The organism is Clostridium nigeriense, from assembly GCF_900086595.1.
In the GTDB taxonomy this organism is placed as follows: Bacteria; Bacillota; Clostridia; order Clostridiales; family Clostridiaceae; genus Clostridium; species Clostridium nigeriense.
Map to the genome: position 1 here is coordinate 1736921 of NZ_LT575472.1, position 19250 is coordinate 1756170.

Consider the following 19250-nt stretch of genomic DNA (forward strand, 5'->3'; position numbering starts at 1 on the left):
GAGCTATGGACTTTACAGAATTTCATAATTGGGTTTATAAGCAGTTTAATATTAATTTAAATGCATATAAGCCAGAACAATTAAATAGAAGAATAGGAAGCTTAATGTCAAGAACAGGAATAACTTCCTTAGAAGAGTATAAAAAAGTACTTAGTGTTGACAAAGAACAAAGAGAAAAATTTTTAGATTTTATTACTATAAATGTTACAGAATTTTTTAGAAATCCAGAATTGTTTTTCGAACTTCAAGGTGTATTAAAGGATTACAGTAAAAGTAATTTAAATTTAAAAATTTGGAGTGCAGCATGCTCTATTGGATGCGAACCTTACAGTATAGCTATGCTAATAAGAGAAATTGCACCTGGTATAAGGGCAAATATTTTAGCAACAGATATTGATAGTAATATACTTAAGAGAGCTGAAAAAGGAGAATACTTACCAATAGAAATGAAAAATGTAAGTGGATTTTTTCAAAGCAAATATTTTACTAAGGTAAATGATAGGTTTTTAATAGATAATAAAATAAAATCAATGGTAACTTTTAAAAAACATGATTTAATATTAGATTCGTATGAAAATGGATTTGATTTAATAGTGTGTAGAAATGTAATTATTTATTTTAAAAATGAAGTGAAAAAAGAAATATTTAAAAATTTTTCCAACTCATTAAAAAAAGGTGGATTGTTATTTGTAGGTGCAACAGAAAGTATTTACAATTATAAAGAATTTAATCTAGAAAAAGTTTCTACTTTTATTTATAAGAGAGTATAAAGGGGTGAATAAGATGGATGTATCTCAATATATGGGGATGTTCTTAGAAGAATCAATGGATAATTTACAAACATTAAATGAAGCATTATTAGATTTAGAACAGGAGCCTAACAATATAGATAAGTTGAATCAAATATTTAGAGTGGCACATACTATCAAAGGAATGGCTGCTACTATGGGGTTTAATAACATCGCTGAATTAACACATAAAATGGAAGATATCTTGTCTGAGTTTAGAGAAGGCAAGCTTAAGGTAACTAGGGATGTAGTTACTGTGTTGTTTGATTGCTTAGACACACTAGAAAAGATGGTTAGTAATGTGGAAGATGGTAATGAAGAAGAAATTGAAATTAGTAGTGTAATAAAAGCCCTAGAGAGAGCAGCGCAAATTGAAGAATCTGAAATTAGTGAAAATGAAGATTTAAATGAAGTATCTTATTTAGAGCAAGAGGATTTAATTATTAATTTAAATGAATATGATATTTCAGTAGTAAAGCAAGCAAAAAACAATGGATATAATGGAGTAAACATTCAAATATCTTTAAGAGAAGACACGTTATTAAAATCAGCTAGAGCATTCTTAATAGTTCAGGAGCTAGAAGCACAAGGAGAAATTATAAAATCTTTTCCAGCAACAGAGGATATTGAGAATGAACAATTCGATACAGAGTTATTCTTTGTTGTAGTAACGAAAAAAACTAAGGAAGAAATTAAAACTTTAGTTTCTAATATATCAGAGGTAAAGGATGTAAAAACATCTTATGTAATATTAAATGATAATTATGAAAGTGATTCTATAAAAGATATTGATTTAGAAGAAAAAAATATAATTGAAAATGAACAATTAAACTCTAAAGAAATAATATCTCAAGATAAGAAAAAAGAGACAAGCGTTAATAATAAAAGAGCTCATCAATCTGTAAGAGTAGATTTACAGAGAATAGATAAGCTTATGAATATGGTTTCTGAATTGGTAATTTATAGAACTAGATTAGAACAAATAGTAATTGATGATAAGTCTCAAGAATTAATAGAAACCTTAGAACAAGTTGAAAGAACTACATCAGATCTTCAAGATCTAGTTATGAAAATAAGAATGTTACCATTAGAAGTGGTATTTAATAGATTCCCTAGGATGATAAGAGACTTATCTGTAGAGCTTAAAAAGGAAATAAATTTTGTAATAGAAGGTTCGGAAACAGAATTAGATAGAACCGTTATAGATGAAATTGGAGAACCTTTAATACATCTTTTAAGAAATGCAGCGGATCATGGAATTGAAAGTAAAGAAGAAAGAATAGCAAAAGGAAAAGATCCTGTTGGTACAATTAAACTTGTGGCATATCAAGAAGGAACAAAAGCTTTAATTAAGGTTAGTGATGATGGAGCTGGAATAAATCTTCAAAAGGTAAAAAATAAGGCAGAGAAGATAGGAATAAGCACAGAAGGACTAAGTGATAATGATATAAGAAATCTTATATTTGCTCAAGGATTTAGTACTAATACAGTAGTTACAGACATTTCAGGAAGAGGAGTTGGGATGGATGTAGTTAAAACAAAAATCTCATCACTAGGTGGAAGCGTTGATGTAATTAGTGAAGAAGGAAAAGGCTCTACTTTTATTATTAAATTACCATTAACACTTCAAATAATTCAAGCTTTACTAGTAAAGGTTGGAGATGAAACCTTAGCTATTTCTTTAGGATTTATAGATAGAGTAATAGATTATAAAGAGGAAAATGTTAAGAAGACCAATGGTGAGGAAGTTATAATTTATAGAGGAAATGTAATTCCTTTAATTAGACTTAATGAGAGATTAGGAATAGAAAATAAGGAAAGCAAGAAGAAGTTTATTATTATAGTTAAGGTAGGGGAAAAGACTGTAGGTTTACTTGTAGATTCATTATTCGGACAACAAGAAATAGTAATAAAACCTTTAGGCAAGACTTTAAAATCCTTAAAGGAATATATAGGAGCTACAATCTTAGGAAATGGACTAGTAACTTTAATTCTTGATGTGGCAGCATTGATTTAGAAAGGAGGATTTTTATGGAATACAAAAATTTAACCTCATTTCAATTAGATGCTTTAAGGGAAGTTTCTAATATAGGAGCAGGTAATGCAGCAACTTCATTGTCTGTGCTTCTTGGAACTAAAATAGATATGTCGGTACCTAATATGAACTTAATAGCTTTTGATGAGTTATTTAATAGCTATAAGGAAAATGAAGTAGTTGCAGTTCTAGTTAAGGTTTTAGATGATATTGAAGGTAGTATTCTATATGTCTTTGATTCAACAGTAGCCTTAAATATAATTTCTAAAATGACTTTGACAAAAGAAGATAAACTAACAGAAATGGGTATTTCAGTTATAGGAGAAATTGGAAATATAATATCATCATCATTTATGAATGCTATAGCAGATTTTACAGGATTAAAGGCAACAGCCTCTGTACCAGCAGTAGTAAATGATATGATTAGTGCAATTCTTGTTTCTACCTTTATGGAAACAGGTCAATATCAAGATTATGTATTAGATATAGAAACACTTTTTATGGGAGAAGAAGAAAATAATACTGAAGGACATCTTTATTTTGTTCCGGCTCCCGGATCATTAGAAAAAATATTAGAATCACTAGGAATAAAATAGTTTGGAGGGTTTAAAATGACAAAAGTTTTAATAGTTGATGATGCAGCTTTTATGAGAATGATGATAAAGGATATATTACAAAAGAATGGATTTGAAGTTGTAGGTGAAGCTAGTAACGGAATAGAGGCAGTAAACTTATATAAAAAAGAAAGACCAGATGTTGTAACTATGGATATAACTATGCCAGATATGGATGGAATAGAAGCAGTTAAGGAAATTAAAGTATTTGATCCATCTGCGAAAATAATAATGTGTTCTGCAATGGGACAACAATCTATGGTTATGGATGCAATTAAATCAGGAGCAAAGGATTTTATCGTAAAGCCATTCCAAGCTGACAGAGTTCTGGAAGCGATAAGAAAGGTAGTTGGCTAAATTATAATAGGAGGCATGTTAGATGCAATTTGTAATATTTAAATTAGGGGAAGAGCATTTTGCAGTTGAGACAGATAAAATATTAAGTATTAATGATATGATGGCTATAACTAAAGTACCTAAAGCTCCTAATTATATAAAAGGCTTAATTAATTTAAGAGGAAGTATAAAATCATTAGTAGATGTAAACTTATTGCTTAATATTGAATCAAATAAAGAACAAAATAATATTATTATCTTAAAGGTTGACGATGAGGAGCTAGGAATAACTGTAGATGAAGTTGAAGAGGTTCTAGAAATAGAGGAGCAAAAGCTTCAAAAGTTAGAAACTCATAATACTGAGGCTTATATAAAAGGAATAATTGATTTAGAAGGCAGATTACTAACTGTAATAGATATAGAAAGACTAATAAATCAATAGAAATGAGGTATAGAAATGGCAGAGGTTTTAAGTCAAAGTGAAATAGATGCTCTTCTTTCTGCCTTATCTACAGGAGATGTTGAGCCAGAACAGCTAAAAGAAAAAGAGGAAAAACATAAAATTAAAAAGTATGATTTTAGAAGCCCTCAAAAGTTTTCAAAAGATCATATAAGAACTTTAGAAATGGTTCATGACTCCTTTGCAAGGATAGTTAGTAATTATCTTTCAGGTCAACTTAGGAGACATGTAAAAATAGAAATTCAAAGTGTTGAACAAATTACATATGAAGAATTTGTTCACTCAATTCCAAATCCAACCATCTTAACAATATTTAGAATGCCACCTCTTCAAGGTAATATATTGCTAGAAATGAATCCTCAATTTTCATTTCAAATACTAGATATACTTTTAGGTGGTACAGGAGAAAAGAATGATAATGCTAAGGAATTTTCTGAAATAGAAAAAAATATTCTAGCTAATATAACATCAGAAATGATAAAATCCATGGTATTGGCATGGGATGGGATTTTAGATGTAAAACCTGAGTTTGAGATTCTTGAAACTAACCCTACAGCTAATCAAACTCTAGCACCAAATGAGCCAGTAGCTTTGCTTAGCTTTTTAGTAGAATTAGGTAAAAGTACAACATATATGAACTTATGTATTCCTTATTTAAGTATTGAAAAAGTTTTAGATAAGCTTGTAGTTCAATATTGGTTTAAGAGCGATGAAGATGAATTAGAAGAAGAAGTAAGGGAAAAGCTTAAAAAGGGAATAGAGCCTGTAGAAGTTAATATGCATGTAGAGTTAGGTAAAACAGAAATAACTATAGATGATTTTTTAAAGCTAGTTAAGGGAGATGTTTTGATTTTAAATTCTCAATGCAGTGATCCAGTAAAAGTATTTGTAGAAGATGAGGAGTGCTTTATAGCTAAACCAGGAATTATAGGTAAGAATATGGGAGTTGAACTTTTAGATATTTTAGATAAGGATGTGATTGAGAATGAGTAATGGTTTTTTATCTCAAGAGGAAATAGATTCGTTATTAAAGGGGACTGAAGAAGAGAGTGCACCAGAAGTAATTTCAGATATTGAAAAAGATTTACTAGGGGAAATAGGTAATATTTCAATGGGATCCGCTTCAACGGCTCTTTATCAACTTATAAATAAACAAGTAAATATAACCACACCAAAGGTTAAGGTAACTACATTAAAAGAAATAAAAGAAGGTTTTAAATATCCTAATATAATTTTAGATGTTAAATATGTTTCAGGAATTACAGGAAGAAATATTTTGATTATGCAAACTAAGGATGCTGCAGTGATAGCTAATCTTATGATGGGGGGAGATGGACAAGTTTCTACTTCTGAACTATCAGAGATAGAAGTTAGTGCTGTTCAGGAAGCTATGAATCAAATGATAGGTTCAGCAGCAACTTCCATGGCCACAATGTTTGCTAGAGAAGTAAACATATCTCCTCCTAATTCAAAAATATGGAGAGATATGGATCAAACTATAACTGAAAACATCCCAGAAGAGGAACCTATAGTAGAAGTATGCTTTGATTTAACTATAGAAGGATTACTTCAATCTAACATGATGCAAATTCTACCTATAGATACAGCAAAAAAAATAGTTTCTATAATGATGGGAGAAGAGTCAGCTGTGGAAGAATCTACAGTCTCATCTATAAGTGTAGAAAAGCCTTCCACTACATATAAAAATGAAATTCATTCTGAGGTTAATAGAGTTGAATATGATGAAGCTGCATTAACATCAACATACAATGAAAAAGTTGAAGAAAAAATAAAGGAAAAGCCTATTGAAGTTCATGGAGCAAGTTTTGAGCCATTATCCCAAGGTGCAGTTTCTGAATCTCATAGGAATATAGATTTAATACTTGATGTTCCACTAGATATATCTGTAGTTCTAGGAAGAACTAAAAAAAGCATAAAGGATATATTAAACTTAAGCACTGGTTCTTTAATAGAGTTAGAAAAATTAGCAGAAGAGCCAGTAGAGGTTTTAGTAAATGGTAAGAAAATAGCTTTTGGAGAAGTTGTTGTTGTGGATGAAAATTTTGGTGTAAGAATTACAAGTATTGTTAGCGGCGCTGAAAGAATTAAATCATTAAAATAAAATATATTTCATTATTTTAGGATTAAAGTGGTGATATGTAAGTTGATGTTGACTTGGGAAAAGTAACGTAATAATTGAACTTACATATCACACTTTTTTTATTTAATACCTAAACTTTTAGGTAAAAACAACGATAAGTAAATATATAAGATATTGATGGAGGGCGTTATGAATATAAAAGGAATTAATTATACAAGCGGAATTAACTATTATAATAAAATTTCTTCTAATAAAGTAAATAAAGTTGAAAAAGAAAAAACTTACGATAGAATAGAAATTTCTGAAGCATCTAAAGCATTAAAGGATTATTCTATTGATAATAATTATGATAATAAAAAGAGAGTTATGGAAGTTAAAAATGAAATTGCAAATGGAACATATTCCTATGATGCAAGGCTTATAGCAAAAGGAATGCTAGATGCTATGAGTGGTAAAGAATAGTATGAAAAACAGTTTAAAGGATATTCTTTCTTTTGAAGAAGAAAAATTAAGGGAACTTTTGGCTTTGTTAGATAAACAATATAAGCTTATTTTAAGTAAAGATATATTTGGTATGGAAGCAGTTGTAGAAGAAATAAAATTAAAAAATAAGGAAGTTGCAGAAGCAGAAGTTGAAAGAAGAAGGTTTTTAGGTAACGCATCTATTAAGGAGTATGTAGAAAATACTAAAGATGAGAGTTTAGATATTTCCTATAGAAACATACAAAAATTATTAAATGAAATGGTGCTTCAAAAGGATACAAATGAATTATTAATAAAGCAACAATTAAGCTTTACTAATAAACTTTTAAATATAATTAATCCTAAGAAAGATGCTACGACTTATAATTCTTATGGAAACATAAGAAGATAATGGAGGTTAATATATGTCAGGATTATTTTCAACATTTAATATAGCAAAAAGAGGAATGAATGTTCAACAAAAAAGTATTGATGTAACTTCTCATAATATAGCAAATTCAAATACAGTAGGATATTCAAGGCAAAGAGCTAAAATAGAGACCAGCAGACCTTTTGGTGGAACTGCTATGAATTCAGCAATGCAAGCTGGACAATTAGGAACTGGAGCACAAATACAAGCAATTGAAAGAGTTAGAGATAGTTTTTTAGATTTTCAAATTAGAGGAGAAAATGCAGTTTTAGGTAAATATGATATGAGAAATAATTACCTATATGAAGTTGAAAGTGTATTTAACGAACCATCTGACACAGGCTTATCAACATTAATGGGTAAATTCTTCGATTCTTTTCAAGAACTTTCTAAGCAACCTAATAGTTCAAATGCTAGAACTGTTGTAGCACAACAATCAGCAGCATTAGCAGATGCTTTAAATGCTACTTATGCGAAATTAGAAAGCTTACAAACAAATGCACAAGATATGCTTAAGAGTACAGTTACTGAAGTTAATAGTATGCTTGAGCAATTAGATAGAGTTAATCAAGAAATAATTAGTGTTACAGTTTCAGGAAATACACCAAATGACTTAATGGATAAAAGAGATTTATTGCTTGATGAACTAAGTTATAAATTTGGAATTCAAGTAGACAAAAGAGAGTTCAATGGAATAGATTTAAGACCTACAGATACTGGAGCTATGAAGGCATCTTTATTAGTAAATTCTAGCCCTAATGGGGATGTTTCTAGGTTTTCTTATGTTACAGATGTACAATTGGATGAAAGCGACTTTTCTGGAAAGACTTATATAGTAACATATTATAAGAATGGAAATATGGATAGTGAGTCTAATAAGCAAACCTTTAAGATTTCAGGAATAACAAAAGAGCAAGCAAAGGAAATAAAAGATAATAGAATAATTTGGGCTGATAAGAATGGTCAAGCAGCTAGGGGTGACGGATATCCAATCAAGGATGGAGATGTAATAACTTACTCTGAGCTTATGGTATTTAAGCCTGAAACAGGAAGTGTAAGTGGATTAGTTTCTGTTCAAAAAGATATTGAAGATTATATGAATCAGCTTAATAAATTAGCAAAAGCATTAGCATTTTCAGTAAATGCTATTCATAGTGGAATAGAAGATCCATTAAATAATTCAGGTGGAGCAGATAAGGATTATCTACCATTCTTTGTAAATAAGGATGTAGCTAAATATAGAAGTAATGGATTATTAAGTAACTTAGATGAGGCCTTAAAGGGAGAAGAAGAAATTACAGCTAAAAATATTTCTATAAACAAGGAAATACTTGAAGATGTAATGAAGATTAAGACAAAGACTCATGACGATTTATTTGCTTATACTCATGAAAATAATTTAGATGGAGATAGTGATGGATCAAGAGCTTTATCTATTGCACAGCTTAGAGATTCTTTAATAAGAATTCAAGATATAAATGAGTCAGTACATTCTAGAAAAGATATGTTTGATAAATATAAAGGTGGTAATTCACTTTCAAACAATGGATTAAAAATTGAAAATAGTACATCAGGAATGAAGATGGATTCATACTTTAAAGATACTATAGATAGATTAGGCGTACAAGCTCAAGAAGCTCAAAGAATGGTAACTAATCAAGAAGATTTATTATATAGCATAGAAGAAAGTAGGGCCTCGGTTTCAGGGGTTTCATTAGATGAAGAAATGGCTAATTTAGTTCAATTTCAACATGCTTATAATGCAAATGCAAAAATTATTTCAACTGTAGATGAACTTTTAGAAGTTGTAATTAATGGATTAAAGAGATAGGGAGGGAAGATAAATGAGAATTACAAACCAAATGATGAGTAAAAGCTTTCTAAGAGATTTAGGAAGAAATCAAAGCTATATGAAAAAAATAAATGACCAGCTTACATCTGGTAAGGAAATAAGAAGACCTTCAGATAATCCGTTTAAAGCTGCAAGAAGCATGCAATTAAATAGCGATATAGGAGCTAACACCCAATATAATGAAAATATAAACGATACTACAAATTGGTTAGACACAACAGATACAGCCTTAGAACAATTAGGAAATAGTTTTCAAAGATTTAGAGAACTTATGGTTTCAGCTGGAAATGCAGCTTATGGTAGTGACGAAAAAAAAGCTATAAGAGATGAAATGAATGAAAAAGTAAATGAAATAACACAAATATTAAATACTAGCTTTGATGGTAAGTATATATTTGGTGGGACTAAGGGAAGCTCAAAACCAGTAGGTAGTACTAAGGATTTAGAGAGTGGAAACAACTTTATTCATTTAAGTGGTAACGAAGGTGAAACTTTGAGTTTAGATAATTTAGATGAAAATGTTCAAAATCAAATTAATATGATAGGAAAGAAACTTAGTGTAGAAGTATCTCAAGGAGTTACTATGGAGTATAGTGTATCTGCAACAGATGTGCTTTTATTTAAAGATAAAAATGGAGTAAATTCAAATGTAATGAATTTATTAAAGGATATTGTAGACAATGTAGCATCAGAAGATACAAATGCAAGTAATAAGGTAACTAATGAAAATCTAAAGGATATGGATGAAGCTATTTCAAATTTACTAAAAATAAGAGCAGAAGTTGGGTCAAAGCAAAATAGAATGGAAGCAGCTGCAGGTCAAAACGATGAGCAAAACTTTAACTTAAAAGATATTTTATCCCAAACTGAAGATATAGATTTTGCAGAAAAAAATATAGAAGCAACAGTAGCTCAAAGTGTGTATTTAGCATCACTTCAAGTAAGTGCTAAAATTATTCAGCCATCGCTATTAGATTATCTAAGATAGGAGAAGGTTAATATGGAAGTGATATCACCAATACATGGAAAAATACAATATGAAGAAGATGAAGTAATAAAATTTGAAAAGGGATTACCAGGTTTTGATACTTTAAAAAAATATGTAATAAAAGCAGTTGGAGAAGGCAGTCCCTTTAATATCCTTCAATCTATAGAAGATAAGGATATAGGATTTGTAATAATTTCTCCCTTTATAATAAAAGATAGCTACGAAATAAAATTAAGCGAAGAAATAATAAAAAATTTAAATATACAAAAAGAAGATGATGTAGTTTTATATTCTTTAGTGACCTTAAGTGAAAAGGTAGAAAATATAACAGCGAACCTAAAAGCACCTCTAGTAATAAATATAAATGATAAAAAAGGGGAACAATATATACTAGATAAAGAAGAATACAAAATAAAAACTAAAGTTTTTAATTAATAATAATTGTAAAGAGGGGTGTAACTTTGTTAGTTATAACAAGAAAAAAAGGAGAGTCTATTTTAATAGGTGATAATATAGAAATTTCAGTTTCTAAAATAGAAGATGGTAGTGTGAAGCTAGCAATAAAAGCACCTAAAGAAATGACTATATTAAGAAAAGAGCTTTTTGAAGAAGTACAAAATGAAAATAAAGAAGCGATGAATATAAACATAGAACTACTACAAAAATTAAAAATGAAGAATGAATAATTAAGAATTGAGGATAAATTCCAATCTAGTTGGAATTTTAGAAATTGATAAGTAAGAAATTCAACTAGTTGAATTTCAACAATAATTATCCATTATCAATTTTTAATTATGAATTATAGAATGGGGGTGTTTTAAATGGATTTTAAGGTTACAAGTCAAGGAGGACAAGCTAACCTAAGTACATCAGCATTAATAGAGAATAAGCAAGTTTCAGCTAACAAGGATGTTATTGAAGCTGTAAGTGCTAAGGATAAGGGCTATAGAGAAGAAGATATAGCAAAGGCAGTAGATAAGCTAAATAAATTTTTAAAAGATGAAAATACCTATGCAGAGTATTCTGTCCATAAAGAGCTTGGTGATATAATGATAAAGATTATAGATCAAGATACTAAAGAAGTAATTATGGAGTGTCCACCAAAGAAAATTTTAGATTTAATAGCTAAGATATGCGAACTTGTAGGAATTGCTATTGATAAAAAAGCTTAATAGGGGGAGTTACTATGAATTTCTTGCTAAATAAAATTGATACTGATATAAGAAGAAAATTACATGAAAAAACTAAAGATGGTAAGGTTCATAGGAAAAGCGACATAATTATTAATAAGGATAGTGAAAAGCAAAAAAAGAAGTTCTTCAATGAATATGTAAAAGAAGAAGCTAAAAAAAGAGATGAAGGTAAAATTACTGTCAATGCTACAAAGATAGAAAGCCAAACTATAAGCCTAAATGGAGAAAAAGAAGAAGATTTAAAGACATTAGGTTATGGTACCTTTTTAGATGTTAAAAAGTAGGAGGAAATAATAAATGTACGGCAATAATGCTTTCAATGTATATAAAAATAATAGTGTAAATTATGCATCAAAGGAACAGTTGTTACTAATGCTAGTAGATGGTGCAGTAAGATTTTCAAAGATTGCAAGAGAAGCTTTGGCAGAAAAAGATATAAAGAAAAGCCATGAAAATTTAGTTAAGGTTCAAGATATTTTTACTGAATTAATGGTAAGTTTAGATCAAAATGCAGGAGAATGGGCAAAACAAATGTATAGAGTCTATGATTTTATAAAAACTAGACTTTTTGAAATAAACTTAAAGAAAGATATAAATATGATGGATGAGCTTATGCCAGTTATTGAAGATGTAAGAAATACATGGCACGAAGCATACGAAATATCTAAAAAATCTAGATAAACTACATTATTAATTATTAAAAGGTGGTGTTTAAATGAGAATTACGGGTTTAGCAACAGGTCTAGATATGGATGAAATAGTGAAAAATTCAATGAAGCCATATAGAATAAAAATAGATAAAAAAGGTCAAGAAAAGGAAATACTTGAAATTAAACAAAAGCTTTATAGAGAAGTAATAAAGGATTCTAGAGAGTTCTATAATAAGTATTTTGATATAACAAACAGTAATAGTTTACTTTTAACTAAAAATTGGGTAACAACAAACTTTACATCATCTAATGAAAACTTAGTATCTGTTAAGGGTAATAGTGATGCTAAGGTGGGAAATTATACTATTACGGGAACTAGTGCTAAAGCTGCTAGTATAACCTTAGATAAATTTGATGCTAAAACTACAGATAAAGATGGAAAAGTTACAGAAAGCAAAGTAATAGTAAATGGTAAAGAATTTGTAATAGATGAAAGTTTATCAAATAAAGAAAAGGCTGACTTTTTAAATAAGGAGTTAACTAAGGCTGGAATAAATGTCTCAGTTAGATATACTGATTTTGCTGGAAATGGAAGTGCTAATGCTAGTGGTTTTATATTTGAATCTAAGGTTTTAGGTAGTAATAGTGTATTTACACTTGGAGGTAGTGAATTTATAAAAAATAATTCAGTACAGGGAGAAAATGCAACAGCGGCAACTGTAACTGGATTTAAAGTAAGTGACTTTAAGGTAGGTTCATCATCTACCAATGAAATTAAGCTGAAAGTAGGAAATGAAGATAAATTAATTAATATAACTTGGGATTCTATAAAAAATGATGATGGTTCAGCTATAGACAATGAAAAATTACAAAATATTTTAAATGATGAATTGAAAAAATATAATTTTTCAGCAGCCATTGATACTAATGGTAATATTGAATTTAAAAGTACAGTTTTAGGAAAGAATGTTCAAGACCCTAAGATTTCAATAAATGCTAAAGATAGCGTTAGTGATAAAAACGTAATATTTAAAATAGGAATAGATGCAACTTCTACAATTAATACAATAGATTTAAATAAATTAAAGAATGATGGCACTCTTAGAATATCAGTTAATGGAAATGTTATAGACTTGTCTAAGGCAACTCCTGGGAAAGAAAATGAATATGTAAATAAAGTATTAAAGGAACAAAATATAAATATTACTGCAACTTTAAGTGGAGATAATTTAATTTTAACTTCTAATATAGCAGGTTCAAATTATAATGTAGATGTAAGTATGGTATCAGATGATGTTAAAATTTCAACTGGTGGAGAAGATGCAAATTTTATAATAAAAGATGATAAAAAAGGGGTTTATAATCATACTGGAAACTCTAATACAGTAACTTTGGATGGAGTAACCTTTAAATTTAATGGTGACATACCTACTAGTGAAACTATTAGTATAAATGGTAAACAAGATGTTACTGAAATTAAAGATAAATTAGTTAAATTTTTTAATGATTATAATACATTAATAGAAAAATTAAATAAATTAACTACAGAAAAAAGAAATAGAAATTTCAATCCCTTAACGGCAGACCAAAAGAAAGAAATGTCTGAAGAAGAAGTTAAGCTTTGGAATGAAAAAGTAGAAAAAGGTCAGCTTAGTAGAGATACTGATTTAACTAGAATAACAAATAGCTTAAAAAATTCTATGAGAACATTAGTTGATGGCTCGGGATTAAATTTAGAAAAAATAGGTATAAAACCTGTTGCAGATTATCAAGGAACAAAAAATGGTACCTTTACTATAGATGAAAATGAATTAACAAAGGCTCTAGAAGAAAACTCAGAGGAAGTAATGAATTTATTTATTAAATCAAAACCTAATGATGGAAATCTTTCAGATTCTCAAAAGTACTCTAAAACAGGAATAATTCAAAGATTAAAAGATGTTTTATATAATGAAACTATGACTTCAACATCTAATTTTTTGAAAAAAGTTGGATATGAAGGGACTGTCACAGCCTATAATAATACATTAACAAAATCTATTCAAGAATATGAAAAAAAGATGTCAGATATGGAAATAGATTTTGCTAGAAGAGAGCAAGCTTTATATTCAAAGTATTCTACTTTAGAGACTATGATGAATAAATATAATTCTCAACAAAGTTATTTAATGCAGCAGTTAGGGTTAAGTTAAAATTATGGTAGAAAATATATTACAAGAATATAAAAAAATAACAGAATATATAATACAAAATATAAATAATGATGGTAAAGATTTAAATAACCTTATGGATAAACGAGAAAAAATAATTAATGAATTATTTAAAGATAAAAATAAAAACCTTGAAGAAATAAAGAAAATATATATATCAAAAGGATTATTAGAACTTGATAAGAAATTAAAAGTTTCTATAAAAGAAGAACAAATAAAAGTAAAAGAAGAAATAAAAAAACTTCATAAAATAAAAAATGCTAATAATGCTTACGAAAAGAATAGAAAAATAAATAGTTTTATTAATATAAAAATTTAAAAAAATTATAAAAACTATAAAGTTAAGTAAAATAATACGATATATATAATATAAGCTTAAGCAACTTAAAGCTCTATATAGAGAATTTCTCCACCCAAATGGTAGGAGTTCTAATATAAAAATGACAAGGATGTCAATTTGAAAATCAAGGAGGAATTATAAAATGATAATTAATCACAATATGAATGCGTTAAATGCACACAGAAACATGACAGGAAATACAGCAACAGCTGGAAAATCAATGGAAAAATTAAGCTCAGGTTTAAGAATAAACAGAGCTGGTGATGATGCTGCAGGACTTGCAATATCAGAAAAAATGAGAGGACAAATTAGAGGTTTAGACCAAGCATCAAGAAACTCTCAAGATTCTATATCATTAATCCAAACAGCTGAAGGAGCTTTAAATGAAACTCATTCAATACTTCAAAGAATGAGAGAATTAGCAGTTCAAGGAGCTAATGATACAAATGTAACTGTAGATAGAACAGCTATAAAGGCAGAAATGGATCAATTAAGTTCAGAAATAACAAGAATATCAAGTCAAACAGAATTCAATGAGCAAAAGCTATTAGATGGTAAGTTTACAGGAAAGCAATTCCAAGTTGGAGCTAATAAAGGACAAACTATAAGTTTATCAATCAATGGTATGTCAGCTACAAATTTATCTGTAAGTGGTGCTAATATTGCTGTAACTAATACTACTGTTGCAAATACATCTATTTCTAATATAAATAAGGCAATAGAAACAGTATCAACAGAAAGATCAAAGCTTGGAGCATTACAAAACAGATTAGAACATACAATTAATAATTTAGGAACTGCATCAGAAAACTTAACAGCAGCTGAAAGCAGAGTAAGAGATGTTGATATGGCTAAAGAAATGATGACATTCTCAAAGAATAACATATTACAACAAGCTGCACAAGCAATGCTTGCACAAGCTAATCAACAACCACAAGGAGTTCTTCAATTATTAAGATAAGTAAAGAGCAAAGTTAAAACTTTAGTTAAGAGAGTATAATAATTTGATTATTATACTCTCTTGTTTTATATAAAGATTTTTAATTAATATACGATAAATAAAATAAAGATTAGTTTTGTGGATTTAAATAGAATTTAAGGAGTTAATATATATGAAAAAAAAATTAAGTATATGCATGATGGTTAAAGACGAAGAAAAAAATATAAGAAGATGTTGTGAGAGTGTTAAAAATCTATGTAACAGTATTGCAGAACTAATAATTGTAGATACGGGTTCTAGTGATAATACAGTAAGTATAGCTAAGGAGTATACAGATAAAGTTTATTTTCATAAGTGGAATAATAACTTCTCAGAAATGAGAAATATAACTATCAGTTATGCCACAGGAGAATGGATATTTATTTTAGATGCAGATGAAGAAGTTTTAGAAGAAGATAAACTAAAAAAATATCTTTTAGATAAAAATATTAATAAAAATAATACATTAATTTGTAACATAAGAAATTATAATGATTTAAATGATGAAAGTACTGTAGCTATGACTCCATCACCTAGATTTTTTAAAAATGATGGGGAGTTTAAATACTTAGGTTCTGTACATAATCAACCAATTTATAAAAATCCAATACATAAAATTAATTTATATATAAATCATTATGGATATAATGTTAAAGATAAGGAACTTATGGAAAAAAAATTTATACGAACAAAGAGTATATTAGAAAAAGAATTGAAAAGTGATCCCGAAAATATATATTATATTTTTCAATTAGGAGTAAGCTATGATATGCATAATGAATCTGAAAAGGCCTATAATATTTTTAAAAAGGCTTATGATATATTAAGTAGAAAGTCAAATAATGAAAAATATAAAAATAGTTATCTATATGCAGCCTTTGCAAGATGTGCGAATATAGTTAGAAAATTTGAAGTTTCAAGGCAAATATGTACAGAGGGTATAACTATTAGAAATGATTATTTAGATTTATATTATTTAAGAGGAATAAATAATTTTATGTTATTTAGTTATAAAGAAGCTATTATGGATTTTGAAAAATATTTTGATTTGTTAAGTAGGTTTGATAAATTAGAGATTTCACAGGATTTATCTATAAGTTGTTATAATATAGAAAATGGATTTCAAAATACAGCTAGGATAAATTTAATATCTTGCTATTTGAATGAAAAGGAATATAATAAAGCTTTATTAGAAATAGATAAACTTGAAAATATTGGGGATAAAAGAGTATGTATTAATGCAATAATAGGATATTTGAAGGAAGAAGATATTCTAGAACTTTATAAAAAACTAGATTTTAACAATAGACAAATGATTTCAGAAATAATAGAAAATAAGTATATAGATTTAAATAAAAACATTAGATATGGATTATCAAAAATTAGTGATATTTATGGTGATTATAATAAAATATTAATTGAAAAAGATATAGATAAACAAAATGAATTAATTAATAACTTTTTAACATTATATGATTTGAATAATAATGAAAGTTTTTATTCAAGGATAATAGAAATTTGTATAAATAATAATATTGATATAAGTGCTTTTTTGAAAAAAATAAGTTTTAAAAATAGTTCTAAATTTGTGCAATATTTAATTAGTGACAAGTCTATAGATAATAATAATTTTATTGCAGCAATGGATGATAAGATTAAAAATGGAGATTTATCACAAATAAAATTTTTTAGTAATTATTTATATGAATTTTTACTGGCTAATAAAACAGATGTAAATATACAATTAATTATTAAATATATTTTGTTGAATATAAAATATATAACGTCAATTTATAAAGATGAAGTGCTTTTAGCAGAAAATATGTATTTATTAGCAGATAGAGAAAGATTTTGTCTTTATATTTATGAGGCATTCAGTTACAAAAATACTGATGTTAAATATTCTATTGATTTACTTAAAAATGCTTTGATTATTGAGCCACAATTTAAAGATATTATTAAACTATTAAGTAATTTATTTATTGAGAATTCCTTTATTAATAATGAAATGGATCAATGTAAGAAAGAATTTAAAAATATTATTTTAAATTTATTAATGGAAAATAAATTAGAGGAAGCTAAAAAGAATATCAATGAATACAATAAGATACTAGATAGGGATGAAGATATTATTTTTTATGAAGAATATATTAATATAGTTTATTAAAGACTAATATTAATCTACAGTTAAACGTTAGGGAAGAAGTAATTGAAATGATTTCAGTTTTTATTACATTCAAAAATGAGGAAAGTAACATAGCTAAGTGATTGAAATCTATTAAAAAATATAATTTCAAAATATTAAATTATTACTAAAAGAACTTAAATTGGAATTTAAGGAGCCTTATTTATATTATGTACTTGGTAAAAGCTATTATATGAAAAATAATTATCAAGAAGCTACTAATAGTTTAAAAACGGCTATTGATTTAACTGTCAATAAAAATAGTAATTATGTAGAAGGTCTTATAGAAACTTATGTGTATTCTTTGGTAAATAGAAACCAATATAGTAAGTCTATGAAATTGTTAAATTTATATTACGAATATTCAAATTCTGGGGATTTTATATTTTTAGCAACGCTAATATTAATGAATAATGCTTATATTAGGATTTTTGATAAATATAATTGTAGAAAATAAACTTATGTATTTTATTAAAGTAATAATAAAAGAACTAATATCGGTTTTGTTTATTGTTTTCTAATCTTCTTGTGGTAATAACTGGTTATAGCAAAACTTAATGGTTTCCTATAGGAGAGAAGACAATCTTAATATAACTTAACAGATAGTACTAAATTTTACGGGGGATAATTATGAATGAAGAATTAGAAAACTTAAAATCTAAGTTATTATATAATATAGGANACAGCTATAAAGGCAGAAATGGATCAATTAAGTTCAGAAATAACAAGAATATCAAGTCAAACAGAATTCAATGAGCAAAAGCTATTAGATGGTAAGTTTACAGGAAAGCAATTCCAAGTTGGAGCTAATAAAGGACAAACTATAAGTTTATCAATCAATGGTATGTCAGCTACAAATTTATCTGTAAGTGGTGCTAATATTGCTGTAACTAATACTACTGTTGCAAATACATCTATTTCTAATATAAATAAGGCAATAGAAACAGTATCAACAGAAAGATCAAAGCTTGGAGCATTACAAAACAGATTAGAACATACAATTAATAATTTAGGAACTGCATCAGAAAACTTAACAGCAGCTGAAAGCAGAGTAAGAGATGTTGATATGGCTAAAGAAATGATGACATTCTCAAAGAATAATATATTACAACAAGCTGCACAAGCAATGCTTGCACAAGCTAATCAACAACCACAAGGAGTTCTTCAATTATTAAGATAAGCAAGTATTTAAATTTATTCATTCAAAGCATTAAAAAGGAGTAAATTTGAATAAAGAAAGATGTTTTTATAATGTTAATAACATTATGACAAGGATGTCAATTTAAAAATCAAGGAGGAATTTATTATGATAATTAATCACAATATGAATGCATTAAATGCACACAGAAACATGACAGGAAACACAACAACAGCTGGTAAGTCAATGGAAAAATTAAGCTCAGGTTTAAGAATAAACAGAGCTGGTGATGATGCTGCAGGACTTGCAATATCAGAAAAAATGAGAGGACAAATCAGAGGTTTAGATCAAGCTGGAAGAAACTCTCAAGATTCTATATCATTAATCCAAACAGCTGAAGGAGCTTTAAATGAAACTCATTCAATACTTCAAAGAATGAGAGAATTAGCAGTTCAAGGAGCTAATGATACAAATGTAACTGTAGATAGA

Annotated in this window: 22 protein-coding genes and 1 pseudogene; all 23 read left to right on the plus strand. The window is 27.7% G+C overall.

Features of this window, described 5'->3' with window-relative positions; genetic code table 11:
- The first annotated feature begins 5 nt into the window (after positions 1–5).
- Entirely contained in the window at positions 6–770 is a 765-nt protein-coding gene (locus BN6774_RS08240; protein WP_066892439.1) for a CheR family methyltransferase, read from the plus strand.
- Positions 771–783: 13 nt separating this feature from the next.
- Entirely contained in the window at positions 784–2805 is a 2022-nt protein-coding gene (locus BN6774_RS08245) for a chemotaxis protein CheA (RefSeq protein ID WP_066892442.1), read from the plus strand.
- A gap of 14 nt (positions 2806–2819) precedes the next feature.
- Entirely contained in the window at positions 2820–3419 is a 600-nt protein-coding gene (locus BN6774_RS08250; protein ID WP_066892445.1) for a chemotaxis protein CheC, read from the plus strand.
- Between the two features lie 15 nt (positions 3420–3434).
- The gene (locus BN6774_RS08255; RefSeq protein ID WP_066892448.1) at positions 3435–3794 is read left to right on the plus strand and encodes a response regulator; all 360 of its coding nucleotides are present in this window, start codon (positions 3435–3437) and stop codon (positions 3792–3794) included.
- A 22-nt stretch (positions 3795–3816) separates the two neighbouring features.
- Positions 3817–4215, plus strand: a complete 399-nt coding sequence (locus BN6774_RS08260; RefSeq protein WP_066892451.1) for a chemotaxis protein CheW — start codon at positions 3817–3819, stop codon at positions 4213–4215.
- Positions 4216–4230: 15 nt separating this feature from the next.
- Positions 4231–5226 (plus strand): flagellar motor switch protein FliM, encoded by a 996-nt coding sequence (gene fliM / locus BN6774_RS08265; RefSeq protein ID WP_066892454.1) that lies wholly within the window; start codon positions 4231–4233, stop codon positions 5224–5226.
- Positions 5219–6355 (plus strand): flagellar motor switch phosphatase FliY, encoded by a 1137-nt coding sequence (fliY, locus tag BN6774_RS08270; RefSeq protein ID WP_066892456.1) that lies wholly within the window; start codon positions 5219–5221, stop codon positions 6353–6355. The genes fliM and fliY overlap by 8 nt, the downstream gene beginning before the upstream one ends.
- 168 nt (positions 6356–6523) lie before the next feature.
- Positions 6524–6796, plus strand: coding sequence for a flagellar biosynthesis anti-sigma factor FlgM (gene flgM / locus BN6774_RS08275; protein WP_066892459.1), 273 nt, complete (start codon positions 6524–6526; stop codon positions 6794–6796).
- A gap of 1 nt (position 6797) precedes the next feature.
- Complete coding sequence (locus BN6774_RS08280) at positions 6798–7208, plus strand: flagellar protein FlgN (protein WP_066892463.1); 411 nt, start codon at positions 6798–6800, stop codon at positions 7206–7208.
- Between the two features lie 13 nt (positions 7209–7221).
- Positions 7222–9057: a flagellar hook-associated protein FlgK gene (gene flgK / locus BN6774_RS08285; RefSeq protein ID WP_066892466.1), complete on the plus strand. Its 1836-nt coding sequence runs from the start codon at positions 7222–7224 to the stop codon at positions 9055–9057.
- Between the two features lie 13 nt (positions 9058–9070).
- Positions 9071–10066, plus strand: a complete 996-nt coding sequence (flgL, locus tag BN6774_RS08290; RefSeq protein ID WP_066892469.1) for a flagellar hook-associated protein FlgL — start codon at positions 9071–9073, stop codon at positions 10064–10066.
- Positions 10067–10078: 12 nt separating this feature from the next.
- Positions 10079–10501 carry a flagellar assembly protein FliW gene (gene fliW / locus BN6774_RS08295; protein WP_066892472.1) on the plus strand — a complete coding sequence of 141 codons (423 nt, stop codon included), beginning with the start codon at positions 10079–10081 and terminating at the stop codon, positions 10499–10501.
- 26 nt (positions 10502–10527) lie between these two features.
- The gene (gene csrA / locus BN6774_RS08300) at positions 10528–10752 is read left to right on the plus strand and encodes a carbon storage regulator CsrA (protein ID WP_066892475.1); all 225 of its coding nucleotides are present in this window, start codon (positions 10528–10530) and stop codon (positions 10750–10752) included.
- Between the two features lie 135 nt (positions 10753–10887).
- Positions 10888–11238, plus strand: coding sequence for a flagellar protein FlaG (locus BN6774_RS08305; RefSeq protein ID WP_066892478.1), 351 nt, complete (start codon positions 10888–10890; stop codon positions 11236–11238).
- A gap of 14 nt (positions 11239–11252) precedes the next feature.
- Positions 11253–11543, plus strand: coding sequence for a hypothetical protein (locus BN6774_RS08310; protein WP_066892481.1), 291 nt, complete (start codon positions 11253–11255; stop codon positions 11541–11543).
- A 13-nt stretch (positions 11544–11556) separates the two neighbouring features.
- Complete coding sequence (gene fliS, locus BN6774_RS08315; protein ID WP_066892485.1) at positions 11557–11940, plus strand: flagellar export chaperone FliS; 384 nt, start codon at positions 11557–11559, stop codon at positions 11938–11940.
- 34 nt (positions 11941–11974) lie between these two features.
- Entirely contained in the window at positions 11975–14101 is a 2127-nt protein-coding gene (gene fliD / locus BN6774_RS08320; protein WP_066892487.1) for a flagellar filament capping protein FliD, read from the plus strand.
- Between the two features lie 4 nt (positions 14102–14105).
- Positions 14106–14438: a flagellar protein FliT gene (locus BN6774_RS08325; RefSeq protein WP_066892490.1), complete on the plus strand. Its 333-nt coding sequence runs from the start codon at positions 14106–14108 to the stop codon at positions 14436–14438.
- 163 nt (positions 14439–14601) lie between these two features.
- The gene (hag, locus tag BN6774_RS08330) at positions 14602–15420 is read left to right on the plus strand and encodes a flagellin Hag (RefSeq protein WP_066892492.1); all 819 of its coding nucleotides are present in this window, start codon (positions 14602–14604) and stop codon (positions 15418–15420) included.
- A 151-nt stretch (positions 15421–15571) separates the two neighbouring features.
- Complete coding sequence (locus BN6774_RS08335) at positions 15572–17605, plus strand: glycosyltransferase family 2 protein (protein WP_066892495.1); 2034 nt, start codon at positions 15572–15574, stop codon at positions 17603–17605.
- Between the two features lie 211 nt (positions 17606–17816).
- The gene (locus BN6774_RS08340) at positions 17817–18080 is read left to right on the plus strand and encodes a hypothetical protein (RefSeq protein WP_159426823.1); all 264 of its coding nucleotides are present in this window, start codon (positions 17817–17819) and stop codon (positions 18078–18080) included.
- Between the two features lie 228 nt (positions 18081–18308).
- Positions 18309–18803: pseudogene (locus BN6774_RS08345) on the plus strand (flagellin); the annotation flags it as partial.
- 126 nt (positions 18804–18929) lie between these two features.
- The coding region (locus BN6774_RS08350; RefSeq protein WP_456236280.1) for a flagellin N-terminal helical domain-containing protein at positions 18930–19250 on the plus strand (321 nt) is incomplete at its 3' end.

What these genes read in the sequence shown, in the direction of transcription:
- BN6774_RS08240 (WP_066892439.1), top strand. Translation starts at nt 6, where the DNA reads ATGGACTTTACAGAATTTCATAATTGGGTTTATAAGCAGTTTAATATT.
- BN6774_RS08245 (WP_066892442.1), top strand. Translation starts at nt 784, where the DNA reads ATGGATGTATCTCAATATATGGGGATGTTCTTAGAAGAATCAATGGAT.
- BN6774_RS08250 (WP_066892445.1), top strand. Translation starts at nt 2,820, where the DNA reads ATGGAATACAAAAATTTAACCTCATTTCAATTAGATGCTTTAAGGGAA.
- BN6774_RS08255 (WP_066892448.1), top strand. Translation starts at nt 3,435, where the DNA reads ATGACAAAAGTTTTAATAGTTGATGATGCAGCTTTTATGAGAATGATG.
- BN6774_RS08260 (WP_066892451.1), top strand. Translation starts at nt 3,817, where the DNA reads ATGCAATTTGTAATATTTAAATTAGGGGAAGAGCATTTTGCAGTTGAG.
- fliM (WP_066892454.1), top strand. Translation starts at nt 4,231, where the DNA reads ATGGCAGAGGTTTTAAGTCAAAGTGAAATAGATGCTCTTCTTTCTGCC.
- fliY (WP_066892456.1), top strand. Translation starts at nt 5,219, where the DNA reads ATGAGTAATGGTTTTTTATCTCAAGAGGAAATAGATTCGTTATTAAAG.
- flgM (WP_066892459.1), top strand. Translation starts at nt 6,524, where the DNA reads ATGAATATAAAAGGAATTAATTATACAAGCGGAATTAACTATTATAAT.
- BN6774_RS08280 (WP_066892463.1), top strand. Translation starts at nt 6,798, where the DNA reads ATGAAAAACAGTTTAAAGGATATTCTTTCTTTTGAAGAAGAAAAATTA.
- flgK (WP_066892466.1), top strand. Translation starts at nt 7,222, where the DNA reads ATGTCAGGATTATTTTCAACATTTAATATAGCAAAAAGAGGAATGAAT.
- flgL (WP_066892469.1), top strand. Translation starts at nt 9,071, where the DNA reads ATGAGAATTACAAACCAAATGATGAGTAAAAGCTTTCTAAGAGATTTA.
- fliW (WP_066892472.1), top strand. Translation starts at nt 10,079, where the DNA reads ATGGAAGTGATATCACCAATACATGGAAAAATACAATATGAAGAAGAT.
- BN6774_RS08305 (WP_066892478.1), top strand. Translation starts at nt 10,888, where the DNA reads ATGGATTTTAAGGTTACAAGTCAAGGAGGACAAGCTAACCTAAGTACA.
- BN6774_RS08310 (WP_066892481.1), top strand. Translation starts at nt 11,253, where the DNA reads ATGAATTTCTTGCTAAATAAAATTGATACTGATATAAGAAGAAAATTA.
- fliS (WP_066892485.1), top strand. Translation starts at nt 11,557, where the DNA reads ATGTACGGCAATAATGCTTTCAATGTATATAAAAATAATAGTGTAAAT.
- fliD (WP_066892487.1), top strand. Translation starts at nt 11,975, where the DNA reads ATGAGAATTACGGGTTTAGCAACAGGTCTAGATATGGATGAAATAGTG.
- BN6774_RS08325 (WP_066892490.1), top strand. Translation starts at nt 14,106, where the DNA reads ATGGTAGAAAATATATTACAAGAATATAAAAAAATAACAGAATATATA.
- hag (WP_066892492.1), top strand. Translation starts at nt 14,602, where the DNA reads ATGATAATTAATCACAATATGAATGCGTTAAATGCACACAGAAACATG.
- BN6774_RS08335 (WP_066892495.1), top strand. Translation starts at nt 15,572, where the DNA reads ATGAAAAAAAAATTAAGTATATGCATGATGGTTAAAGACGAAGAAAAA.
- BN6774_RS08340 (WP_159426823.1), top strand. Translation starts at nt 17,817, where the DNA reads ATGAAAAATAATTATCAAGAAGCTACTAATAGTTTAAAAACGGCTATT.